This is a genomic window from Nocardiopsis sp. NPDC055551 (genome assembly GCF_053619415.1).
Map to the genome: position 1 here is coordinate 279,804 of NZ_JBSHJJ010000005.1, position 22,149 is coordinate 301,952.

18 protein-coding genes and 1 pseudogene are annotated in these 22,149 nt (G+C 69.2%); 7 read left to right on the forward strand and 12 right to left on the reverse strand.

The features are described from left to right. Nucleotide 1 precedes the first annotated feature (1 nt). Nucleotides 2–1,432, reverse strand: coding sequence for a DHA2 family efflux MFS transporter permease subunit (locus tag ACWGSK_RS11640; RefSeq protein WP_452455800.1), 1,431 nt, complete (start codon nucleotides 1,430–1,432; stop codon nucleotides 2–4). 110 nt (nucleotides 1,433–1,542) lie between these two features. Here ACWGSK_RS11640 and ACWGSK_RS11645 point away from each other — a divergent pair. Next, nucleotides 1,543–2,115: pseudogene (locus ACWGSK_RS11645) on the forward strand (TetR/AcrR family transcriptional regulator); the annotation flags it as partial. 207 nt (nucleotides 2,116–2,322) lie between these two features. On the opposite strand, the gene ACWGSK_RS11650 reads toward ACWGSK_RS11645, so the two are convergent. From ACWGSK_RS11650 to ACWGSK_RS11670, 5 genes are all read right to left on the reverse strand, one after another. Next, nucleotides 2,323–3,270: an oxygenase MpaB family protein gene (locus tag ACWGSK_RS11650; RefSeq protein ID WP_452455801.1), complete on the reverse strand. Its 948-nt coding sequence runs from the start codon at nucleotides 3,268–3,270 to the stop codon at nucleotides 2,323–2,325. Between the two features lie 153 nt (nucleotides 3,271–3,423). Beyond that, entirely contained in the window at nucleotides 3,424–4,008 is a 585-nt protein-coding gene (locus ACWGSK_RS11655) for a GTP-binding protein (protein WP_358513349.1), read from the reverse strand. After that, on the reverse strand, nucleotides 3,989–4,423 hold the full coding sequence (locus tag ACWGSK_RS11660; protein WP_452455802.1) for a DUF742 domain-containing protein: 435 nt from the start codon (nucleotides 4,421–4,423) through the stop codon (nucleotides 3,989–3,991). The genes ACWGSK_RS11655 and ACWGSK_RS11660 overlap by 20 nt, the downstream gene beginning before the upstream one ends. 8 nt (nucleotides 4,424–4,431) lie before the next feature. Then, a complete protein-coding gene (locus ACWGSK_RS11665; protein ID WP_358513345.1) occupies nucleotides 4,432–4,872 on the reverse strand; it encodes a roadblock/LC7 domain-containing protein in 441 nt (146 codons plus the stop codon). A gap of 2 nt (nucleotides 4,873–4,874) precedes the next feature. Continuing rightward, nucleotides 4,875–7,433 carry a nitrate- and nitrite sensing domain-containing protein gene (locus ACWGSK_RS11670; protein ID WP_452455803.1) on the reverse strand — a complete coding sequence of 853 codons (2,559 nt, stop codon included), beginning with the start codon at nucleotides 7,431–7,433 and terminating at the stop codon, nucleotides 4,875–4,877. A 458-nt stretch (nucleotides 7,434–7,891) separates the two neighbouring features. Here ACWGSK_RS11670 and ACWGSK_RS11675 point away from each other — a divergent pair, with 458 nt between their 5' ends. Beyond that, nucleotides 7,892–8,992, forward strand: a complete 1,101-nt coding sequence (locus ACWGSK_RS11675; protein ID WP_452455804.1) for an antibiotic resistance protein VanZ — start codon at nucleotides 7,892–7,894, stop codon at nucleotides 8,990–8,992. 3 nt (nucleotides 8,993–8,995) lie between these two features. Here ACWGSK_RS11675 and ACWGSK_RS11680 read toward each other — a convergent pair whose 3' ends face one another. Genes ACWGSK_RS11680 through ACWGSK_RS11695 form a run of 4 tightly spaced genes read right to left on the reverse strand, consistent with a single transcriptional unit; the run spans nucleotide 8,996 to nucleotide 12,894 of the window. After that, nucleotides 8,996–9,400, reverse strand: coding sequence for a DUF3592 domain-containing protein (locus tag ACWGSK_RS11680; protein WP_358513339.1), 405 nt, complete (start codon nucleotides 9,398–9,400; stop codon nucleotides 8,996–8,998). 43 nt (nucleotides 9,401–9,443) lie between these two features. Next, nucleotides 9,444–10,088 carry a TetR/AcrR family transcriptional regulator gene (locus ACWGSK_RS11685; RefSeq protein ID WP_358513337.1) on the reverse strand — a complete coding sequence of 215 codons (645 nt, stop codon included), beginning with the start codon at nucleotides 10,086–10,088 and terminating at the stop codon, nucleotides 9,444–9,446. A 12-nt stretch (nucleotides 10,089–10,100) separates the two neighbouring features. Further along, nucleotides 10,101–12,143 (reverse strand): YhgE/Pip domain-containing protein, encoded by a 2,043-nt coding sequence (locus ACWGSK_RS11690; RefSeq protein ID WP_358513365.1) that lies wholly within the window; start codon nucleotides 12,141–12,143, stop codon nucleotides 10,101–10,103. Between the two features lie 52 nt (nucleotides 12,144–12,195). Further along, the gene (locus ACWGSK_RS11695; RefSeq protein ID WP_358513335.1) at nucleotides 12,196–12,894 is read right to left on the reverse strand and encodes an ATP-binding cassette domain-containing protein; all 699 of its coding nucleotides are present in this window, start codon (nucleotides 12,892–12,894) and stop codon (nucleotides 12,196–12,198) included. Between the two features lie 191 nt (nucleotides 12,895–13,085). On the opposite strand from ACWGSK_RS11695, the gene ACWGSK_RS11700 reads away from it, so the two are divergent. Both ACWGSK_RS11700 and ACWGSK_RS11705 read left to right on the forward strand, forming a co-directional pair. Beyond that, entirely contained in the window at nucleotides 13,086–13,922 is an 837-nt protein-coding gene (locus tag ACWGSK_RS11700) for a M23 family metallopeptidase (RefSeq protein WP_358513333.1), read from the forward strand. 87 nt (nucleotides 13,923–14,009) lie between these two features. Then, nucleotides 14,010–14,786: an endonuclease V gene (locus ACWGSK_RS11705; RefSeq protein ID WP_452455805.1), complete on the forward strand. Its 777-nt coding sequence runs from the start codon at nucleotides 14,010–14,012 to the stop codon at nucleotides 14,784–14,786. Nucleotides 14,787–14,849: 63 nt separating this feature from the next. On the opposite strand, the gene ACWGSK_RS11710 is transcribed toward ACWGSK_RS11705, so the two are convergent. Then, nucleotides 14,850–16,289, reverse strand: coding sequence for a GuaB1 family IMP dehydrogenase-related protein (locus ACWGSK_RS11710; RefSeq protein WP_358513328.1), 1,440 nt, complete (start codon nucleotides 16,287–16,289; stop codon nucleotides 14,850–14,852). Nucleotides 16,290–16,533: 244 nt separating this feature from the next. Here ACWGSK_RS11710 and ACWGSK_RS11715 point away from each other — a divergent pair, with 244 nt between their 5' ends. Then, a complete protein-coding gene (locus ACWGSK_RS11715; protein ID WP_452455806.1) occupies nucleotides 16,534–17,457 on the forward strand; it encodes a CDP-alcohol phosphatidyltransferase family protein in 924 nt (307 codons plus the stop codon). A 310-nt stretch (nucleotides 17,458–17,767) separates the two neighbouring features. Here the strand turns inward: ACWGSK_RS11715 and ACWGSK_RS11720 are convergent, their stop codons facing one another. Continuing rightward, on the reverse strand, nucleotides 17,768–18,934 hold the full coding sequence (locus ACWGSK_RS11720) for an acyltransferase family protein (protein ID WP_452455807.1): 1,167 nt from the start codon (nucleotides 18,932–18,934) through the stop codon (nucleotides 17,768–17,770). Between the two features lie 481 nt (nucleotides 18,935–19,415). On the opposite strand from ACWGSK_RS11720, the gene ACWGSK_RS11725 reads away from it, so the two are divergent. Both ACWGSK_RS11725 and ACWGSK_RS11730 read left to right on the forward strand, forming a co-directional pair. Then, a complete protein-coding gene (locus tag ACWGSK_RS11725; RefSeq protein WP_452455808.1) occupies nucleotides 19,416–21,344 on the forward strand; it encodes an amidohydrolase in 1,929 nt (642 codons plus the stop codon). Nucleotides 21,345–21,428: 84 nt separating this feature from the next. Continuing rightward, nucleotides 21,429–22,148, forward strand: a complete 720-nt coding sequence (locus tag ACWGSK_RS11730; RefSeq protein WP_358513320.1) for a M48 family metallopeptidase — start codon at nucleotides 21,429–21,431, stop codon at nucleotides 22,146–22,148. Nucleotide 22,149: the final 1 nt, after the last annotated feature.

Sequence of the window (22,149 nt, forward strand, 5' to 3'; positions counted from 1 at the left end):
GTCAGGGGCGGGCCTTGGGAAGGAACATCGCCGGGATCAGCGCCAGCGCCGTCAGCCCGGTCATCCACCAGAAGGTGGCCTGGAACGCCAAGGTGGGGACGGTGCCGCCGGCGAGCAGCGATGACAGCAACAGGGCGAGCGCGGCCGTGCCCACCGCGGCGCCGATCCGCTGGGTCACGTTCAGGGCGCTGCTGGCACGGGGCACCTGGTCGGAGGGCAACCCGCGGTAGGCGGTGGCCAACATCGGGACCATCGCGGTACCCAGACCCAGACCGCGTACGAACATCGCCGAGGCGAGCAGCGCCTGCGAGGTGTCCGGTCCCGCCACGGCGAACGGCGCGGTGGCCACGGCGCCCACCAGCAACCCGCCCACGACCAGGTAGCGGGGGCCGCTGCGGTCGGCGATCGGGCCGACGAACAGGTTGACCAGAGCCACCCCGGCCGCCATCGGGGCCATCAACAGCCCCGCCGTCAACGCCGTGGTCCCCTGCACCTGCTGGAAGAACAACGGCAGTAGGAACATGCCCGCCCAGATGCACAGCCCGAACACGAACATGAGCATCGCGCCCAACCGGAACAGCACGTCACCGAAGAGCCGCAGGTCGATCACGGGGGCGGGGCCGCCGGAGCGACGACGCAGGGAGTGCACCGCGAAACCCGCGATGAGGAGCAGCCCCACGGCGACGAACACCGGCGCGAACCGGACGTCGCCCAGCACCGACAACCCGTAGAGCATGGTCGCGATCCCGGGGGAGAGCAACGCCAACCCCAGCACGTCCAGCCGCTCACTCGACCGCGGATCACCGCGCTCCACACCGCGCACGCCCAGGATCATGGCGAGCACCACCAGGGGGATCGACACCAGGAAGATCCAGCGCCACCCCAGCGAGTCCAGGACCAGACCGCCCAAGACCGGGCCCATGGCGGGCGCGATCTGGATCGGCACGCTCAGTAGCCCGATGGCCCGCCCCAGGCGCTGCGGCCCGGCGGCCTGCACCAGCACCGTCATGACCAGGGGCAGGACCATGCCGCTGCCCAACCCGGTGATCACGCGGAACGCGATGAGGCTCTCGATCGACCAGGCCGTCGCGCACAGCAACGACCCCAGACCGAACAGGCCCAGCGCCATCATCCAGGTGGCGCGTTGTCCGAACCGGTCCACGGCCCAACCGGTCACCGGGATGACGGAGGCGGTGGAGAGCAGGTAGGCGCTGGCCACCCATTGGGCGGTGGACACGGGGGCGTCCAGGGCGTGGGACAGGTGGTCGACCGCCACGTTGACGATGGTGGTGTCGAGCAGCGCGGCCATCGCCCCGACGAGGAGGACCCCGGCGAGCTTCCACAACGCGGGGTCGAGTCGGGTGGGAGCGGGTACGGGGGCGGGAGCCAGGGAGGGGTCCGGCGTGGTCTGGGAGGTATCGTGCTCGGCCATCACAAGGAAACTACACGGTGCAGTTTCCCGAGGGGACGGTCGGGGACCACCGAAGGTGCGCCAGACTGGTGGGGGTAGACGGATCGGTGCGGCCACGGTGGAGGTGGGCGATGACGGACCCCTGTGACGAGGCGCGCGCACGCCGTTCCGAGGTCAAACGCGAGGCGATCGTGGAGGCGGCGCTGCGTGTGTTCCTCCATGAGGGCTACACCCGAACCTCGGTGGACGCCATCGCCGCCGACGCCGGGGTCTCCAAACGCACCATCTACAACCACTTCGCCGACAAACGGGAACTGTTCGTCACGATCGTGGAGCGCAGTAGCGCCGCCTTGGCGGCCGACCACGCCCGCATCGCCGAACGCCACCTCGCCGACGCCGAGGACGCCCGGACCGCGCTGATCGCCTTCGGGGACGAGTGGCTCTCCCCGAACGGACGCCGACCCGACCACGGCGCCCTGGTCCGGTTGCTCATCTCCGAGGCCGCGCACTTCCCGGACGCCGCCAGGGTGTGGACGGCGCGCGGCCCCGGCCTGTCGCTGCGGACCCTGGCCACGTACCTGAGGGGCATGGCCGACCGCGGCCTGTTGGCACTCGAACCCGATGAGGAGGACGAGGCGGCGGGCCACTACATGGCCCTGGTGCGCAGTCCCGTCAACAACCGGGCGTTCTTCGGGGCGCTGCCGCTGCCGGAGGAAGAGGTGCGCGCGGTGGTCCGGTCGGGAGTGGACGCCTTCCTGCGCATTCACGCGGCGGCGGTCGCTCAGGCCCCGGTGAACCCATCGGTCCGACCGAGGAGTTCACCGATGCTGGGCACCGCGTAGGTCCGGTGCGAGGCGATGCCCAGCCCAGGGTCCGGCTCATGTCTCAAGGGCCCCGCGGGGGAGGGGGCGTCAACGCCGTTCGGGGGTGATGGCCTGGCCGGGAGCGGGGACCCTCGCTCCGGTGGCCGCGACCTCCTGGGTGAGCATGTCGTGGGGGACCGGGCAACCCTTGGGGAAGGTGCCGATGCGGGAGGGGTCGTAGCCGTCGGGGTACATGCGGATGTTGGGGCTCATCCGGGCCCAACGCGGTTCCTCGCGCGGCTTCATCCGCCGCACCACCTTGGCCCGGCCCTTCATCGCCAGGTCACTGGCCTTGCGCCAGAAGGCGGACGGTTCCGGGTAGTCGAACGCCTTGATCAGGCCGTCCTCCAACAGGGCCTTGGTGAAGGGACGGACCAGCGGGCGCTGCCAGGACGGGTAGAAGTTCACCATCAGTTCGAGGGTGGCGTCGGAGACCGCGCGGCCGCCCTCGGTGTAGGCGAAGTGCTCCGCCTCCATGGAGTCCATGAGCCGGCGGAACTCTTCGTAGGTCTCCGGGATGTCCTTGATCGCCATGTGCTTGCCGAGCTTGCGGTAGTAGTTGGTGCTCGCGGCGATCTCGTGGTCGGTGAGGCGGCGCCATCCGTAACCGTAGTCGTTGAGCCAGCGGACCGGCATGACGACGAAGGTGCTCAGGACGTAGAGGTAGTCCTCGTTGCTGATCTCGTAGGAGCGGTGCATCTGGTTCATCCGACGCAGCGCGTCACGGCCGCGGCCGGGGCCGAAACCGTGCTCCATGATGTCGTTCAGGATCAGCGCGGTGTCGTCGTAGCGGTGCTGGGTGCGTTCGGTGAACTCATGGGTGTCACCGAGCAGTTGTCCGACGCTGGGCATGGCGTAGGTGCGGTACAGCGCCAGGCCCAGAGCCTGTTCGATGTCCCAGGGGAACTCCCGCGTTCCCAGGAGGCGGACGATCTCCTCGCAGTCCGCTTCGGCGTCCAGTTTCTGGATCTTGTCGTGCAGGTCGAAACGTCTCATGGGAACTCCCACCTTCGTCCTGGCCCGCCCGAGACGGATCCAGGGTCGTCGGGTACACGAAACGTCACTCCGTTTCGTCGCCCCGACTTTACCCGGAAGGCCCGCGTGTACAGGGGAAGTGGGGGGTGTCCACCGCCTAACGATCCGGGGCCGTCAGGCGCTGACGCTCTCGGCGACGCGGTTGACCAGGGTCAGCAGCACATCCTTGGCGGACTTCCGGTCGCGGGCGTCGCACAGGACGACCGGGATCTCCGGGTTCAGGCTCAACGCCTCGCGGACCTCTTCCGGTTCGTACAGGTGGGCTCCCTCGAAGCAGTTCACCGCGACCACGAACGGCACGCCGCGACGCTCGAAGAAGTCCACCGCGGCGAAGCACGTCTCCAGGCGACGGGTGTCGGCGATGACGATGGCGCCGAGGGCGCCCTCCGACAGCTCCTCCCACATGAACCAGAAACGCTCCTGGCCGGGTGTGCCGAACAGGTACAGCACCAGGCTCTCGTTGATGGTGATGCGGCCGAAGTCCAGCGCCACCGTGGTGGTCGACTTGGACTCCACCCCGGACAGGTCGTCGACCCCGTAGCTGGCCTCGGTCATCACCTCCTCGGTGCTGAGCGGGGCGATCTCGCTGACCGCGCCGACCAGGGTGGTCTTTCCGGCGCCGAAGCCACCGGCGACCAGGATCTTCAGGGCCGAGGGAACCGGGGCCTCGGTGCCAGGGTCAGAGTCTGTGGATGCCATCGAGTACCGCCTGGAGTACGTCCCGGCTCACCGGGCTCTTTGCTTTGTAGGGGGCTCTGGCCAGGGCGAGGCCCCGGTTGAGCAGGTCGCTGATCAGCACCTTGACCACGGCGACCGGGATGTCCAGGTGAGCGGAGACCTCGGCCACCGACTGCGGCTTTCGGCACAGCTCCAGGATGCGCAGCTGTTCCGGTTCGAGGGCCAGTTCGTCGACCTCGGCCCGCTTGGCCGCGATCACCACGCTGATCATGTCCAACTGGACGGTGTCCGCGTGGTCGCGGCCCTGCGCGATCACGTAGGGGCGTACGAGCGGGCCGGCCTCCTCGGGGGCGGAATCCTCGCCGTAGTCGCCCACCACGTCACGCTGGGGTGGGACGGGACGTATACCGCCCGGGAACTCGTCATGCGCTTGCATACCGACCCCTATCGGTTGGCTTCGGGAGTAGCGCCCTCATGGCGAGGCGCGGCGTCCATGTAACGGCCCACCTGCTCGACCAGGACGTTCATCTCGTAGGCGATGAGTCCCACGTCGGCGCTCTCCTCGGCCAGGACGGCGAGGCAGGCGCCACGTCCCGCACCGGTGACGAACAGGTAGGCCTGCTCCATTTCGACGACCGTCTGGAGTACCTCGCCGCCGCCGAAGTGGCGGCCGGTGCCCCGGGCCAGGCTCTGGAACGCGGAGGCCACGGCGGACAGGTGCTCGGCGTCCTCCTTGACCAGGTCACGGGAACGGCCGATGAGCAGGCCGTCGGCCGAGAGGACGATCGCGTGCCGGGAACCGACCGCGCGGTCCAGCAGTTCGTCGAGCAGCCAGTCGATGTCCTTCTTGCCGGCGGTCCCGCCTGCGCTTTCGATACTGGTCACGGTTACGAGTCCTTGTCGGTGTCGTTGGTGTTCTGCCGGCCCTCACGTCGTCCACGGTCCGTCCCCCTCTGGAACGCGGACATGTTCTTGCGCAGACGTTCCAGCCGTTCCGAGCTGTCGAGCGCGTGCGGGGTCACGTCCCGTGAGCCGGAGGCGGGTCCGCCCGAGCCCTCGGAGGAGGGGTCGTCGGCCAACTGGGGTGCGAGGTTCTCCTGTGGGCGTCGCTTGGGCAGCGCCGGTCGGCCACCGCCGGCCGGCACCGTCTCCGGGGCCGAAGGAGCAGACGGAGTAGACGGGGTCGATGGCGCCTTGGCCTCGGTCGAGGTGTCGGGCACGGCGCTGATCCGGGAGCCGCGGGTGGGCAGCGGAGGACGCTCGTCCCCGGGCCCGGCCAGGACGTCCTCACCCGTGCTCGGTTCGACCGGAGTGGCGACCGAGGTCAGCAACGGCTTGTCGGTGTCGCCCTCACCGTCGGTCCGACCGGACTCCAGGGCGGCCTCGGGGGTGCGATCGACGATCTCGCGCACCTCCCAGATGTCCTCCTTGGAGTCCTGGGAGGAGGTCAGCGGGGTGCGGTCACCGGAGATGATCTCCTGCGGCAGCAGGACGATGGCCTGCACACCGCCATAGGGCGAGGGACGCAGGTGCACACGGATGCCGTGGCGGTGGGCCAGGTGCGAGACCACGAACAGACCCAGACGCATCTTCTCGTTGAGCCTCATGACGTCGAACTCGGGCGGCTCGGCCAACAGGGAGTTGGCCGACTCCAGCTCGCTCTCGGTCATGCCCAGGCCGCGGTCCTCGATCTCGACCGTCACGCCGTTGGGCACGTCATCGCTGCTCAGCCGGACGTTCGTGTGCGGGGGTGAGAACATGGCGGCGTTGTCGACCAGCTCGGCGACGAGGTGGATGACGTCGGCGACGGCGGGGCCGTTGAGGTCGACCCGGGCGATGCGCTCGCGCTTGACCCGGGTGTAGTCACCGGATTCGGAGATCGCGCCGCGCAGGACGTCGATTAGTGGCATCGGGCGGTGCCAGGTGCGACCGGGGGCCTCACCGCCGAGGATCAGCAGGTTCTCGGCGTTACGACGCGAACGGGTCGCCAGGTGGTCCAGCTTGAACAGCTGGGAGAGCTGCTCCGGGTCCTCCTGCTCGCGCTCCATCTTGTCCAGCAGGCGCAGCTGGCGGTGGACCAGGGTCTGGCTGCGGTGCGCGATGTTGAGGAAGACGCGGTTGATGCCGTGACGCAGTTCGGTCTGCTGCACGGCCTCGTCGACAGCGGCGCGCTGGGCGGTGTTGAAGGCCTTGGCGACGTCACCGATCTCGTCGTCCTCGACACGCAGCTCGGGGAGTTCGGTGGTGGTGTCGACCCGATCGCCGCGGTGCAGGCGCCCCATGATGGAGGGGAGACGCTCCTCGGCCAGCGACTGCGACTCGTCTCGCAGCGTCAGCAGGCGTTCGGTGAGGTTGCGGGAGGAACGCCGTGCCAGGTAGAAGGCGGCACCGGCCACGGCGGCCACACTGAGGCTGCCGCCGACCGCGAGCATCACGGCTCGGTTGGCGTCCCTGCGGATCACGGTGGCCGTGTAGTCGGCCTCGTCGGCGCCCAGGGCGGTGAGTTCGGTCAGGACGTGCCCGTAGGCCTGGTCCCACGCGGCCTCGTCCACCGGCATGGACAGGTCGTCGACGGTCTCCGGGGCGAGGGTGACCGGGTCGGTGGTGGTCTCGGTCTCGACCTCACGACCGGAGATCTCGGCCCGCATCTGTTGCAGGGCCGCGTACTCGGGACTTTCCAGGACGGCCTCGTAGCGCTCCTGCTGGCCGGGACCCCCCAGGTAGGGGGCGTTGGCGTGCAGAAACGCCTCGTAGGAGCCCATCATGGCGGTGAACTCGCGTTGGTCCTCGACGCTGAGTTCGTCGGTGGCGAAGCCTCGGGCGATCTGGGCGTCGGCCTGGGCGAGGATGTCCACGGTGCGGAACATGTACACCGCGCTGAAGCCGGGGTTGACCGCGTCGCCGTCGTTACCGGTGCGGCCCTGGCTGTCGAAGCTGTCGGAGCCGTGTTGGATGAGCTCGTTGTAGTAGTCCAGGACGTCGTCGCGGCCCGCGTCACCGGAGTCGATGGCCTCGCGCGTCTGGTCGATGTCCTGGTACATGCCGTACAGCATCTCGATGTGCATGCCGCCGTCACCGGGGGCCAGGTCGGCGAAGCCCATGAGGTCCTCGACGATCACACCGAGGGACTCGTCGGTGCTCTGCCGGGCCTCGACCATCCGCTGGGAGAGGTCGGCGTCGTCGGGGTTCTCCAGATAGGCGATCGTGGCCGAGCGTTCGGTCATGGCGTCCACGAGGCCGACCGCGGCAGGGGTGAGCAGATCCTCGGTGCCCTTGGCCCGGATGATCTGGTAGGCCGCGTCACCACTGAGAACGATGGTGAGGGCCAGCCACAGCACGAGCAGGGCGGTCGTGGGGATCATGACCATGGCGCGGATACGGGCGGTGATCGTACGCCCACGTTTTCTCGGTACTGCCTGCACGATGCTCCTGTCGCTCCGCGTCATGGGGTGAGTCATTCGGGCTCGGGGGCGTGTCCGCCTCGTCGCTCTTCGCGACCGGCGTGTGCACACCGCCTCCCGCCCAGACGCCGTGCCCCTCCTGGGGTGTGGGTGACACGGTCTTGCCGCAGAGTAACCACATATGGGGGTTTTCGGCTTGGGGGATCTTATCTCGGCTGGGAAACGCCGGATTATCCGGGGGTGGAGGCAGTCTGCCATGAACCGGTGAAATGTTCATACAAGTGCTGGTCTGCCACCTACTGGTGAGTATGGTGCTGATGTTGCGCACGACTATAGGACAAAGGTCACATGCGGCCATAGGGGTACGACAACAGTTATTCACCGGTACATACGACCGTCGTACCAATGGGTATGGGGTTCCAAAAACTCGGTACCGTGCCCACCTCGCCCTCGTCCGTACTAGCGTTGCGGCCCGGAGGCGCGGGAACGGGGAGAGGGACACCATGGGGCAGGCGTTCGGCGGGGGACAGGCCTCCATCGACGTGGCGGTGGTCGGCCTGCCACTGCTGATGGTGATCGGGTCCGCCCTCTACCTACGCGGACAACACCGGCGCTACGGTCGCCTGGTCGGCTGGCCCGGACAGCTCACACTGGCCGCGCTGCTCAGCGGAATCGGTCTGGCCGCCTACGCGGTCTGGCCCCTGCCGACCTCCATCGACGGGTTGTGCCCGGTAGTGCCTCGACCGGCACCCGCCCTGGACGTGGGCTCGGCCCTGCTCGCCCTCGGGGTGTTCCTCCCGGTCGGAATCCTGGCCCGCGCCCGCTTCCGTCGAGGTCTCCTGGTCACCATCGCCCTGGGAACGGCACTGGCGTTGGCGGTGACCGCGATCCGGGCGACCGGAGTGTTGGGCCTCTACCCCTGTTCCTACGCCGACGACGCGAGCGCGCTCACGGGGATCGCCGTGGCCGGGGTCCTCCTCGGGTGGCTCCTGGCCCGCCTGGTGCCGGCGCTGTGGCCGTGGGGTCCGCATCGCTCCTGGCCGGGCGCGGTGCCCGACCGCGGCCTCCCCGACCTCACCCGCCGGGTTCTCGGCGTCCTGCTGGACCTGGGGTCGTGGTGGTACGGATCGGCCCTCGTCGTCGCGCTGGCGCACGCCTATGGAGTGGTCGAACCCGGAGCCGAGAACGAGGTGCGCGCCGCCATGCTCCTCGGCCTGGCGGTGGTGTTCTCGCTCTTCCTGCCCCTGCTGCGTCGCGATCGGTCCACCCCGGGGTGCTCCGCCGTCCGTCTCGCGCTGACCGAACCCACGGCGGCCCGCCCGGCCGCCCGGCACCGCGTCCTGGCGCGCACACTCCTGTTGCACGCGCCCATCGTGGCGCTCATCGCCCTCGGCCTGGGGTGGTGGTCACTGATCGTGGTCGCCCTGCACGCCTGCACCGCGCTGGTGCGCTCCGACGGCACGGGACTGGTCGACCTGGTCTGCGGGACCCGGGTCCGTACCCGCGCCACCCTGGACGGCGGGCTGCCCGGACGTCTGGTGCGCTACTCGGCGCCCGACACCGAACACCCCGGCCCACCGGAGCGGCGGCCCACCCCCGTATGAGCCTCAGGGGGTCTCGTTCCAGTTCAGATAACCGAGGAACATCCCGGCCAGTACCAGGATCAGACCCAGGGTGCCGAACAGCGCCCGCACGTAGTGGCTCAACCAGGGGGCGGAGACGATCCGGGCCCGCTCGGGGCTGTCCGGGTCGTAGGAGACGGTGACGATCTCCCCCGCGCGGGAGGCGGTCCACCCCGTGTTCTCGTGCTCGGCGTGGACCTCCTTGCCGTCCTCGGTCTGGAACTGCACGATCATCCGGGACGCGACCGAGGTCTCGTGGTAGCCGATGACCCGGGCCTTGGCCCGCACGCCGTGTCTGATCAGGCGTAGCTCCATTCGGGTGTCCCGGGCGACGACCAACAGGATGATCGCTCCGGCCAGAGCCGGCAACAGGGGATAGAGGTCGGCCATGTCGGGGGAGTCCTTCCGGGTTCGCGCGGGGTGGGGGTGACGCTCAGCGCGTCGGGGTGGGGGAGCCGATCAATCCGTCGGCCACGTGCGCAAGGGTGGTGTGGATCTCCTCCACGGGACGTTCGGGTTGGAGCGTCCGCCAGTCGAGTGCCACGGTCACCACCATGCCGAACAGGGCGGATCCCGCAAGTGAAGTGTCCAGGTCCGGCCGGGTCAGACCACGTTCGACCATCGCGTCGAGCTGTTCGGTGATGACCCCGATCGCCTGGGTGCGGATCTGTCGGACGGTGGTGTACCAGGAGCGGTTGGTGCGCCAGGTCTCCGCCATGAGCAGCCGGGCCAGCGCCTCGTGGGCGCCGATGAACACCACACCGGCCCGCAGCACTTCGGTCAGCGCCTGGCGGGGCTCGACCTCGGGACCTGGGACGGCCTGCCGCAGGGTGTCGGCCAGCCGGGTCACGCCCCATTCCAGCAGGGCGGCGTACAACTCGTCCTTGCCCCCGAAGTTGTAGTAGACGGTGCCCTTGGCGACTCCCGCCCGTTCGGCGATCTCGTCCACCGTGGTGGCGCCGTATCCCTGTTCGGACACCAGGGTCACGGCGGCCTCGAAGAGCTTGCGTCGGGTCGCCTCGCGGCGGCCTCCCACACGTCGGGCCGGGCCCGGGGTCTGCACGTTCATCGCCTCCATTGTGCCCGCCGGTCAAATCCTCAAGGCCGGATGGAGCGTGGACATCGTCCATGAGCGCTTGCGGGCCACGGCGAGCCACGTCAACAACAGGGGTATCACCAACCACAGGGACATCACCCCGAAGGCCTGTGCGACCAACGCCATGTCACCGCCACCGATCAGGTGCCGCATCGCGGTCACACCCCAGTACAACGGTAGGTAGGGCCCGATGGCCTGGAAGAAGCCCGGGCTGGTCTCGATCGGATAGGTGCCACCGGCGGAGGTCAACTGGAGCACCAGCAGCCCCAGCGCCACCACACGACCGGCCGCCTTGAGCCGAACGGTCAGGAACTGCACGGTGGCGGCGAACGCGGACGCGGTGAGCAACAGGAACGCCAGCATCAGCGGCCAGTTCACCGATTCCAGGCCCAACCCCAGGTGCAGGACGGCCATCATGACCGCCACCTGCGCCCAGCCGAGCACCATGGGCGCCACCCGACCGGCCCACGCCACCCGCCAGGACGGCGCGGACGAGGCCAGGGCGCGGTCGGACAGGGCCGGCAACACCATGAACACGACCATCGCGCCCACCCACAGGGACAGGGGTACGAAGAACGGGGCGAATCCGGTGCCGTAGTCGGGCACTTCGTTGTCGACCTCGCTGTCCAGCCGGACGGGGTCGCTCATCATCTCGGCGGCGGTGGTCCGCCCGTCGTCGGAGTAGGTGGGCATCTCCTCCACCCCATCGGCCAGGCCGGAGGCGAGCTCGTCGGAGCCCGACGACAGTTCCCCGAGCCCGTCGTGCAGGTCGCCCGCGCCGTCGCCGATGGTGCCCAGACCGGTGTTGAGCTCACCCGCGCCCTCGGACGCGGTGGACAGCCCGTCGCGGAGCTTCCCGGCGCCTTCGGCCAGGTCGGCCAATCCCTCGTCCAGTTCGTCGATCTGATCGCGGGCGTCCTCGGCCTGGCCCACGATGTCGGGCAGGTCGTCGGCGATCTCGGTGGCGCGCTCGCTCAGCGCGGCGGCGTCGTCGGCGGTCGCGTCGATCTGCGCGCGGTTGTCGTCGACGAACCCGGCCACGTCCAGGGCGGTGTCCATGGCGTCCTGGAGGTCGGTCAGCAGCACGTGCAGTTCGGGCTGTTCCCGTTCCAGCTCGGGGTTCTCCTCCAGGTAGGCGGTGAGGCGGCCGTCGACCTCCTCCATGCCGGAGACGTCGATCTCCTCGGGTAGTTCGTCGAGGGCGTCGTTCACCCCGGCGGCCACGTCGGCGATCAGCTCGGCGCGCTCCTGGATGTCGGGGATGTCCTCCTCGACCCGGGGGAGGACGTCGTCGGCCAATGTGTCCAGCTCGTCGACCTTGGCGGAGACCTGCTCGGAGGCGTCGCCGGCGCCGCTCGCCAGCGTCTTGGAACCCTCGTACAGGTCGCCGATCCCCTCGTCGAGGGAGCCCGCTCCGGTGTGCGCGTCGTCGATGCCGTCGGAGAGTTCACCGGAACCGCTCTCGGCGTCGCCCGCGCCCTCGGAGAGCCGGTCGGCCCCGTCGGCGGCCTCCTCGGTCTTGTCGTGGATCTCGTTGAAGCCGAGGAAGATCTGGTCGAGGTAGTCGCTGATCGCGGAGGAGGCGGCGGCCTGGCGGATCTCGTTGAAGGCGCTGCCGGCCAGCTGGCGGACGATGTAGCTGTTGGAGTCGTTGTAGTTCGCGACGAGCAGGGCGGTGGTGGGGTCCTCCCGCTCGCGCGAGGGCGAGGTGAGGGACTCGCTGAAGTGGTCGGGGACGGTGAGGGTGACGTAGTAGTCGCCACCGGCGAGGCCTCGGGCGGCGTCGTCGGCGTCGACGAGGCGCCAGTCGAGGTCACCGCGTTCCAGGAGGGTGTCGGAGAGTTCCTCGCCGGCGTTGATCCGCTCACCGTCCACCTCGGCCCCCTCGTCCTCGACGACGAGGGCGACGGGCAGGTGTTCCATGCGGTCGAAGGGGTCCCAGAAGGACCACAGGTACATCCCCGAGTAGAGCAGGGGGATGAGCGTCAGGGCGGCCAGCGCGGCGGTGGGAAGGGGCGACCGCAGGAAGGACCGCATGGTGAGCAGCCCGAGGCGGGGGACGGCCAGCGGGCGCGGGCGCGGGGTCCGGTCAGTCCTGGACACGGTGGGCGCCTCCCTCGCGGCGGTCGCGCTGCCGGATGGGGATCGGTCCTTGGGTGTCGTGATCGGCCACCGTGGCCAGTTCCCGGGCGTCGGCGCAGGTGGCGATGACGGTGAGTCCTTCGTCGGACAGGTCCTTGAGGGTGCGCCACATGGCGGCCTGGTTCTGGGGGCTCAGCCCGCCGTCGACGTCGTCCACCGCCAGTAGGCGGGGCTCGTGCACCAGTCCCAGGGCCATGCCCAGGCGTCGGCGTTCGGGCATCGGTAGTTCCTTGATGAGGGTGCTCCGGTCCAGGTCGGACAGGCCGACCGCCGCCATGGCCTCGTCGGCGACGGTGCTCGCGGCGGGGCGTAGTCGCAGCAGGCGGGCCTCGGAGAGGTGTTCGCGTACACGCAGGCGTTCGTCGAGCACGTTGACGTCGTCCATGAGGCCGAGGGCACTGATGCGGCGGACCTTGCGCGCCTGTTCGGGCAGCGGGTGGCCGTCGACGTGCAGTTCGCCCCCGGTGGGGCGCATACGCCCGGTGAGGGTGAGGAGCAGGGAGCTGCGGCCTCCGCCGGAGTCCGCCTGGAAGACGGTGAGCGTTCCCGGCCGGGCGGTGAGGTCGACCCCCGTGTAGACGGGGCCCTCACGGGTGGTGAGCGTGACGTCCTCGGCGTGCACGCGTGCTCCGGTGGCCCGACGCATTCCTGGTGTCCTCCTATTTTTGAACTGACCAGTCAGTACAAATTCGGGTTCCACCGTACTGTGTCGAACCCGCGCCGCGATCGCCCGGGACTGTGGTCTCCCGCACAGGTTCACTCGTTTTCCCGTATCTATTGCAATAGATACGTAATTGCGTAATCCTGTGGACAGGGCGGACGAGACAAGGAGGGGCCATGAACGAAGTGAGGCTGCGCAAGACGGGTGCCGTGCTGACACGGATCTTCTTCGTGCTGACGGCCGTGGTGTTCGTGCTGGTCATCGCGTCGAACCTGGGCGCGCCCATCCCCGGCTACGCGGGCTTCCTGGTCGCCGTGCCGGCGCTCGCCCTCTACCTCGCCGCGATGGCGTGCGGGGCGCTCGCCGGACGACGGACCTCGCGCCGCATCGACCTGCCCCCCATCGAGGTCGCGCCACCGGTGGAGGGCGAGTGGACCGGACTCAACGGACCCTCCGACAAGGTGCCCAGCCACGGCACCCACGGCCTCGGGCAGACCTTCGCGATCGACATCCTCATCGACTCCGGTCGCCCGATCGTCGACGGTTGGCGGCCGGTCATGCGCCCGGCCGCCGACTTCCCGTCCTTCGGGGCGCCCCTGTTCGCCGTCGCCGACGCCACGGTCGTGCACACCTCGGACGGACAGCGCGACCACCTCAGCCGCAACTCCTATCCGGGGTTGCTCTACCTCTTCCTGGAAGGTTTCGTCCGAGCCCTGGGCGGACCAGGTCGCATCCTCGGCAACCACGTGATCCTCGACCTGGGCGACGGTGTGTACGCCGCCTACGCCCACATTCGGCAGGGTTCCGTCGCCGTGCGGGAGGGCGACCACGTCGTCGCGGGCCACAAGATCGGCGAGTGCGGGAACTCCGGCAACTCCTCCGAACCGCACCTGCACTTCCAACTGATGGACCACGCCGACCCGGACCGGGCCGGCGGTCTCCCCTTCACCTGGGCCGGGGTGGGGGTCCCTGCGAACGGAGAGCCGTTCACCGTGGAACGCGCCGCGCACTGATCCACCTCGGGCCGTGTACGGGGGCATGGCCCGAGGTGTACGGCCTAGACTGCGCCTGGCAGACAGGCGGAAGATGGTGGGGGACCGATGACGGAGATCGCCGAACGGGCGGCCAAGGCACTGGACGACCCGGAGAACTGGCCGATGGACCCCAAGGAGGCGGTGGCCCGCCAACGGTCGCTCGCCGACCGCGTGCGCTCCGAACCACTCGACGCCGACGCGGTGGAACTGGTCTGTGGCCTGGACGTCAGCTACGGGGTGGGCGACACCGAACTCGCCGCCGCCGCGGTGGTCCTCGACGCACGCACCCTGGAGGTCGTCGACACCTCCCTGGTCGCCGACACCCCTTCCTTCCCCTACATCTCCGGGTTGTTCGCCTTCCGTGAGCTGCCGCCGGTCCTCAAGGCCATCGAGGGGTTGAACGTCACCCCCGACGTCTTCGTCAGCGACGGCTTCGGCCTGGCCCACCCCCGCCGCTTCGGGATCGCCAGCCACCTCGGCGTCCTCCTCGACGCCCGCGTGGTCGGCTCCGCCAAGACGGTGCTCTACGGACGGAACTCCCTGCCCGGCGAGGAACGTGGTTCCTGGACCCCCATGGTGGCCGGACGCTCCGAACTCGTCGAGGACACCGAGACCCTCGCCGAACAAGGCGGCGAGGTGATCGGCCGCACCCTGCGCACCCGGAGCCGCACCAAGCCGGTGTACGTGTCCGTGGGCCACCGGGTGGACCTGGCCGGAGCCGCCGACCTCATCCTGCGGATGTCACCCAAGTACCGCATCCCCGAACCCATCCGGCACGCCGACCGCATGTGCGGGGCGTACCGGAAGGAGTACAAGGCCAAGGGCGGGGCGACGGGCGCCTGAACACGAGAAGCGGGGGAGGGGCCCGAAGCCCCTCCCCCCTTCGTCGTCCGCCGTGGCCGGGGTCTACCAGCCGTTCTCCACGGGGCGCCCCTCGTTGTAGCCGGCGGCGCTCTGCACGCCCACCACGGCACGCTCGTGGAACTCGGCCGGCGAGGTGGCGCCCGCGTACGTCATGGAGCTGCGCACACCCGCGATGATCTGGTCGACGAGGTCCTCCACACCCGGACGCTCGGAGTCCAGGTACATCCGACCCGTCGAGATGCCCTCCTCGAACAGGGCCTTGCGGGCCCGCTCGAACGGCGAGTCCTCGGCGGTGCGCAGCTTCACCGCGCGGGCCGAGGCCATCCCGAAGCTCTCCTTGTACTGGCGGCCCTGCGCGTCGCGCAGGACGTCGCCCGGAGACTCATAGGTGCCCGCGAACCACGAGCCCACCATGACGTTGGAGGCGCCGGCGGCCAGGGCGAGCGCGACGTCGCGCGGGTGGCGCACACCGCCGTCGGCCCACACGTGTCCGCCCATGTCACGGGCGGCGGCCGCGCACTCCAGCACGGCGGAGAACTGCGGCCTGCCCACCGCGGTCATCATCCGGGTGGTGCACATCGCACCCGGGCCCACGCCGACCTTCACGATGTCGGCGCCGGCCTCGATGAGGTCGCGGGTGCCCTGTGCGGTGACGATGTTGCCCGCCACGATCGGCACGTTCGGAGAGAGCGCGCGGACCTTCTCGATCGCGGCGATCATCTTCTCCTGGTGGCCGTGCGCGGTGTCGATCACCAGCGTGTCCGCGCCCGCCGCCAGCAACTCGGCGGCCTTGCCCGCCACGTCGCCGTTGATGCCCACGGCGGCGGCCACGCGGAGCCGGTTCTCCGAGTCCACGGCCGGCGTGTACAGCGTGGAGCGCAGCGCGCCGGTGCGGGTGAGCACACCCACCAGGGCGCCCTGTTCGTCCACGACCGGGGCCAACCGGTGGCGGAAGTCGTGCAGTATGCCGAACGCCTCACGGGGCTCGGTGCCCGCGGGGATGGTCAGCAACTCGTCGGACATCACGTCGCGCAGCTGTGCGAAGCGGTCCACGCCCGCGCAGTCGGCCTCGGTTACCACACCGAGCGGACGCCGGTCGTCGTCGACGACGATCACCGCGTTGTGCGCCCGCTTGGGCAGTAGGTTGAGGGCCTCGCCGACGGTGCTCGTCGGGTTGAGGGTGATGGCGGTGTCGTAGACCAGGTTCCGCTGCTTGGTCCAAGAGATGACATCGGACACCACCTCGATGGGGATGTCCTGTGGGATGACGGCGATCCCGCCGCGTCGGGCGATGGTCTCCGCCATGCGCCGGCCGGCCACCGCGGTCATGTTCGACACGACCAACGGGATGGTGGTCCCCGTACCGTCCGGCGACGAAAGGTCCACGCTGAGACGGGAACCCACGGCGCTGCGGCCCGGGACCATGAACACGTCGCTGTACGTCAGGTCCTGATCGGGAACCTGGTCGTTGAGAAAACGCAATGCCTCTACCTCGGTCGAGACCGAAGGGGGTGGACCACTCCGCCGTTAGGCGCCGGCGGCACCCTGTTGATCCCCCTCTTACGACTCAAGTATGCCGTGACCGACTACCTTGGAGGTACCTCCGTCTGTAATGATGATTCGATTCCCACCTCGACCCGGTGCCTGACCCATGCCCGGAGCCGGTGACACAACGCCGCTGCCGGTGGGCGCAGGGGACACCAGATCCCTTCAGGAGAAATCCAGCATGTCGCGTTTCACTCTCGCGCAAGTCAAGGAAGAGACCTACAAGGCCAAGGATGCCTGGTGGACCGTCTTCCTGGTCGACCCGTTGGCCGGCCGGCTGGTGGTGTGGACGGCGAACCGCACGAACATCACCCCCAACCAGCTCACACTGGGCGCCGGGGTACTGGGGTTGTTCTCCGCCCTGTGCTTCCTCGCTCCGATCTGGGCCGGTGACACCGGGTGGATCTGGCTGGTGGCCGGCGCCCTGCTGTTCCACCTGAGCTTCGTGCTGGACTGCATGGACGGCAAGATCGCCCGGTTGAAGGGCAACGGTTCGATCTTCGGGGCGTGGGTCGACTTCGTCTTCGACCGCATCCGCTTCTTCGGTTGCGTGATGACGCTGCTCATCGGGCAGTGGTTGATCACCGACGACCCCGCCTACCTGATCGTCGCGCCCGTGGTGGTCTTCTTCGACCTGCTGCGCTACCTCAACGGTTCCCAGGTCGCCAAGACCCGCAAGTCCATGAGGCAGGCCCTGGCGATCGCCTCCGGTGACGCCGACCGGGTGCACGACTACGCGACCTCCTCCCAGGCCGCCGATCCCGAGGACGACGAGTCCGCCGAGTCCGAGAGCAAGGCGACCTCCGCGTCGTCCAAGGGCCTGTACCCGCGGGCCCGCGGCCTGCTGATGCGGCACCGCGTGCGTCCGCACCTGTTCAGCGGCATCGAGTTCGAGATGTTCCTGTGCGTGGTCGCCCCGATCACCGTGATCGTGGCGTTCTTCACTCCGCTGAACAGCCTCATCATCCCGGTGGCGGTCTTCTCCGTCCTGGCTCTGGCCCTCTTCGAGGTGGTCCTGGTACTGCGGCTGTGGAAGGAGACGCGCCGCTTCGAGGTGCGTCGTCGCGAACTCGCCGCGGCTCCTTCGGCCGGAACCGAAGACTGAGCCCGGGACCTTCCGGCATGAAAGAAGGGGCGGTGCGCACCGCCCCTTCTTTCGTATCTTTTAGCGCCTCCGCTAGCGCTTTGACCCACCCGTCGCCCGCCACCACCCTCAACGGACGGCCTGGCGGCCGACGATCCTCCTTCTTTCGGGCGCCCCAAAAAGTCAGGAATGGGTTGGAGGAGACACCGTGGCGCCTTTGGTGTGATGGCGAAAAGCGTGCTATCCCACCGCCGGCACCTCCCCGGGTTCCCAGAGAACAGGGCCTGACGGCGCCCGAACGGGTAACCCCCCGCGGTTCACAGAACAGTCCCTATACCGAGGCCTTGGGGTCCGGGTTCTTCTCCTCGGGTCCGGGTTCAGGTGCCGCGCGGGCGGCGTCGGCCTTCGCTCCGGCGAGCCCTTTGTCGTCCTGACGGAGCAGCCAGGTGAGTTGGGGTTCGACCGCCCACCCCATGGCCTTGCGCACCCAAGGGGTGCACAACAGCAGGGTGATCCCGGCGCCGAGCGCGACGGTGGTGGCCAGGCCCACGGCTCCGGACATCACGTCGTGCCAGGGGGACGCCTTGAGCACGAGCAGGATCACGGAGTGACCCAGGTACACGAACAGGGTGTAGGCGCCCAGCGACGTGAACCAGGTGCGCCGCTTGGGGGTGAGCGCGAGCATCGCGAACGTCATGGCCAGTGCGATGGCCATGAAGATCATCCGGATGAGGATGCTCGGCATGAGGGGATCGATGTCGCGGTCGGTGAGGCTGTCCCGCCAGAACAGCCAGTCCCGGCTGAAGCGGTCGGAGACCGGCACGGCGAGGACGGCCGTCACCAACATGACCACCACGGAGCAGATTCGTACCCAGAGCCGGTCCAGATGGGCGAAGTGCTCACGGCGCAGGCTGAGTCCCAGCACGAAGAAGGGCAGCAGGCTGAGCACACGACCCACGGACAGGGTGGTGCCCAGGTCCGTCGTCGTGGCGAAGAGCGAGATGGCCAGGGAGATGGCCACGGGCCAACGCAACCGCTGCCACACCGGAACGGTCAGCCGCCACACGAAGAGCGCCACCAGGAACCAGAGGGTCCAGGTGGGCTTGAGGATCGACAGGGTGTCGGGAAGACCACCGCGCTCGACCGCGTAGAACGTCTGGTGCAGGGTCCAGAAGATGAGATAGGGCACCGCCAACGACAGGAACAGCTTCTCCACTCGCTTCGACGACGCGTCGAAGGACCGCGAGAGGTAGCCGCTGATCATGATGAACGCGGGCATGTGGAAGAAGTAGATCCAGTAGTAGAGGGCACTGGAGGGCCTGTAGTCGCTGAGCGGTTCGATCGCGTGGCCGATGACGACCAGGGCGATCAGGATGAACTTGGCGTTGTCCAGACGGGCGTCACGACCGGGCGCGTTCTCCGGTGGACGGGCGTTCGGTGAACCAGAGCTCGCGCCGCGCCGGTCCCCCTTCGCTCGCGGGGTCGTCGGACTGGTCAAGGATGAGGCCACTAGGGACTCCGTCGTACGGGGATGTGGGGTTTGTTCTTCGTCGCCCCGGACTCGTCGGTCGGGGGGAGGGCACCGACCTGCCAGGTGTTGCGGGAGACCGGCCGGTCCGGTGCCGCGTGGCGCGCGTCGGGGGCACCGAAGGAGTGTCGGCGAACATGATCCGTTACCTTACTGAGACATGCACATGTCCGCCAGTGGTTCGCACGAATCCGGCAAAAGTTCACAGAGCCGGTCGCATCCCCCGAAAGCGGTGTGGGGCGGGCCCCGACGGGCCCGCGCGGAGGCGGACCGGAGATGGCTTACCGTGTGCAGACCCTAACCCATGGCACTTACCGGTGCACCCAAGGTGCCCATCATCGGACCTATGGACGGGACGCGCCGGTGTGAATCCGCGACCCTCCCAAAGATAAGGTGCAGGAAGGCGGCTGTTCCCCTTGCAGCCTCTGCCAGGACGAGAACGAAGAAGGCGGTGGAAACCGTGCCGCACGCGGTGGACCCCAACCGTGCCGCTCAGCACGGAAGCGTGGTCATGAGACTCCTCGACGAGATCTTCCCGCTCGTGGAGGGGGTCTACGTCGATCTGCACAAGAACCCGGAGCTCTCACACTCCGAACAGCGCACCGCCAGTGTCGTCGCGGAATGGCTGACCCGAACCGGCTACGAGGTCCACAAGGGCGTCGGCGGAACCGGTGTGGTCGGCATCCTGCGCAACGGCCCCGGGCCAACGGTGATGCTGCGGGCCGACATGGACGCGCTTCCCCTGGAGGAGAAGACCGGGCTGCCCTACGCCAGTACGGCCAAGGCGGTGGACGACGAGGGCGTCGAGGTGCCCGTCATGCACGCCTGCGGCCACGACGCGCACACCGCCTGCCTGGTCGGTGTCGCGGACCTGCTGTCGGAGACCCGCCAGGAGTGGGCCGGCACCCTCATGATCGTGGCCCAGCCGGGTGAGGAGACCCTCGACGGTGCCCAGGGCATGATCGATGACGGTCTGTACGACCGGTTCGGGCGCCCCGACGTCATCCTCGGCCAGCACCTCGGCCCGCAGCCCGCCGGACTCATCTCCCACCGCGCCGGCATCATCCTCGGCGCCGCCAACGCCTACCGGGTGCGCGTTTTCGGCGAGGGCGGACACGCCTCCCAGCCGCACACCACCGTCGATCCGGTGCTCATCGCGGCCAACATCGTCAGCCGCCTCCAGGGCGTGGTCTCCCGAGAGATCAGCCCCAGCGAGATGGCGGTCCTCACCGTCGGCAGGATCCAGGCCGGCACCAAGGCCAACATCATCCCCGACGAGGCGTACCTGGAGATCAGTACCCGGGCGCTGAACGAGAACGTCACCGAGCAGCTGGAACAGGCGATCGAGCGGATCGTGCGCGCCGAGGCCGCGGCCTCCGGCGCCGGCCGCGAACCCCGGGTCGAGCGCTTCCAGGGCAGTGGGGTCACCCACAACGACCCGACGAGCACCTCCGACGTCGCCTCCGCGCACCTCGCCTACTTCGGCGAGGAGTACGTCATCCACCTGCCGGATCCCTCCCCGGCCACCGAGGACTTCTGCCGCTTCGGTCTGCCCGAGGACTTGCAGCCCATCCCGTACGTGTTCTGGTTCGTGGGCGCCACCCCGCACGACGTGTGGGAGGCGGCCCCCGGTGACACGCCCTACGAGAAGATGGGCAACGTCCCGAGCAACCACTCGCCGTTCTTCTCGCCGGCCCGCGAACCCACGCTGCGTGCCGGGCTCGCCGCGATGACCGTGGCCGCCCTGTCCTACCTGGGCAGCGACAACCAGAACCCGTCGACGCCGAGCCTGCCGCCGACCGAGGTTCCGGCCGGACCGGCCTTCGCCGGACCCGCTCCCACCGAGGCGGCGGACCCGCGCGCCCACACCGGCGGCGGCGAGAGCATGGCCTCCTCCGGGGGCTACGCCGCCCCGGACCCTGTGGCGGACGGATACATGGCTGTGCCCTCGGGGCCGCAGGACGCCTATGCGGGTTTCCCGCCGCCCTCCGAGAGCGGGTCGGACCCGCTCACCGGACCGCCCCCCACGGGATCGCCGTTCGGTGAGAGCAACGACGCCTACGACAGCGCGTTCCTCGCCTCGTCCTGGCCGGCGCCCGACGAGCCCGCCGTGGAGTCCACCGCCGACGCCGACATGGGCGCGGTCATGGGCGAACAGGATCGGGAGCCGCGCGACGAGTGGCACGGTGGCAGGGGAGAGGAGTCGACCCTGTCCGCGGACATGGCCGCCCTCATGGACGAGGAGGGGGCGCCTCCGCCGCCCTCCGGTCCCCCGGCCGGTCCGGCCTACGGCGGTCCGCCTCCGGCGGGCGGAGCACACGACGCACCCCCGCCCCCCGGGGTCGACGACGATCGGCCCGGCTCCCAGTACCGGTACTGACCGCGCGTGGGGGCCATCCCGTGGCGATGGGGTGACCCCCGTGTGCGCCGGTCCCTGCGACATCACCGGGAAACACCCATTCTGATGGGATGTGTCCTGGTCACGCTGTTCACCATCGCGGGCGCGGTCAGCCGTGCCCTGTCCGGTGACCCCAACGAGCCGTTGCTGCTGCTGAGCATCCCCGCGCTGGTGTACTTCGTGCGGGGCCAGCTCTACGCCCGCCAGCGGGTCAACGGGGTGCGCATCACCGAGGAACAGTTCCCCGAGGCGTACCGGATGGTGACCGAGGCCGCCGAACGCTTCGGCATGCACCAGGTGCCCGACGCCTACGTGGTGCTCGGCAACGGCGTCGTCAACGCGTTCGCGTCCGGCCACGGGTTCCGCCGCTACGTCGCCGTCAACAGCGACCTGTTCGAGGTGGGCGCCCGTGACCCGGACGCGCTGCGCTTCGTGATCGGTCACGAGGTGGGCCACATCGCCGCCGGACACACGTCGTTCTGGCGGCAGTTCGGGGTTTCGGTCGCCAACATCATCCCCGGGGTGGGCAGCACCCTGGGACGCGCCCAGGAGTACACCGCCGACAACCACGCCTACGAGTACTGCCCCGAAGGGGTCCAAGGGCTGCGGATCCTGGCCGCGGGCAAGTACCTGTACCGGGACGTGGACTTCGACGACATCGCCGCACGCGCGCACACCGACACCGGGTTCTTCGTCATGCTGGTCAACCTGCTCTCCAGCCACCCGGTCAACACGTTCCGCTTCGACGCCCTGGCCGACCGCACCCGACCCGGCCGCGTCCTTTGAC

Bases quoted from the DNA above. Each gene is read 5' to 3' on its own strand.
- ACWGSK_RS11640 (WP_452455800.1), bottom strand. From the start codon at position 1,432: ATGGCCGAGCACGATACCTCCCAGACCACGCCGGACCCCTCCCTGGCT.
- ACWGSK_RS11650 (WP_452455801.1), bottom strand. From the start codon at position 3,270: ATGAGACGTTTCGACCTGCACGACAAGATCCAGAAACTGGACGCCGAA.
- ACWGSK_RS11655 (WP_358513349.1), bottom strand. From the start codon at position 4,008: ATGGCATCCACAGACTCTGACCCTGGCACCGAGGCCCCGGTTCCCTCG.
- ACWGSK_RS11660 (WP_452455802.1), bottom strand. From the start codon at position 4,423: ATGCAAGCGCATGACGAGTTCCCGGGCGGTATACGTCCCGTCCCACCC.
- ACWGSK_RS11670 (WP_452455803.1), bottom strand. From the start codon at position 7,433: ATGACGCGGAGCGACAGGAGCATCGTGCAGGCAGTACCGAGAAAACGT.
- ACWGSK_RS11675 (WP_452455804.1), top strand. From the start codon at position 7,892: ATGGGGCAGGCGTTCGGCGGGGGACAGGCCTCCATCGACGTGGCGGTG.
- ACWGSK_RS11680 (WP_358513339.1), bottom strand. From the start codon at position 9,400: ATGGCCGACCTCTATCCCCTGTTGCCGGCTCTGGCCGGAGCGATCATC.
- ACWGSK_RS11685 (WP_358513337.1), bottom strand. From the start codon at position 10,088: ATGGAGGCGATGAACGTGCAGACCCCGGGCCCGGCCCGACGTGTGGGA.
- ACWGSK_RS11690 (WP_358513365.1), bottom strand. From the start codon at position 12,143: ATGCGGTCCTTCCTGCGGTCGCCCCTTCCCACCGCCGCGCTGGCCGCC.
- ACWGSK_RS11695 (WP_358513335.1), bottom strand. From the start codon at position 12,894: ATGCGTCGGGCCACCGGAGCACGCGTGCACGCCGAGGACGTCACGCTC.
- ACWGSK_RS11700 (WP_358513333.1), top strand. From the start codon at position 13,086: ATGAACGAAGTGAGGCTGCGCAAGACGGGTGCCGTGCTGACACGGATC.
- ACWGSK_RS11705 (WP_452455805.1), top strand. From the start codon at position 14,010: ATGACGGAGATCGCCGAACGGGCGGCCAAGGCACTGGACGACCCGGAG.
- ACWGSK_RS11715 (WP_452455806.1), top strand. From the start codon at position 16,534: ATGTCGCGTTTCACTCTCGCGCAAGTCAAGGAAGAGACCTACAAGGCC.
- ACWGSK_RS11730 (WP_358513320.1), top strand. From the start codon at position 21,429: ATGGGATGTGTCCTGGTCACGCTGTTCACCATCGCGGGCGCGGTCAGC.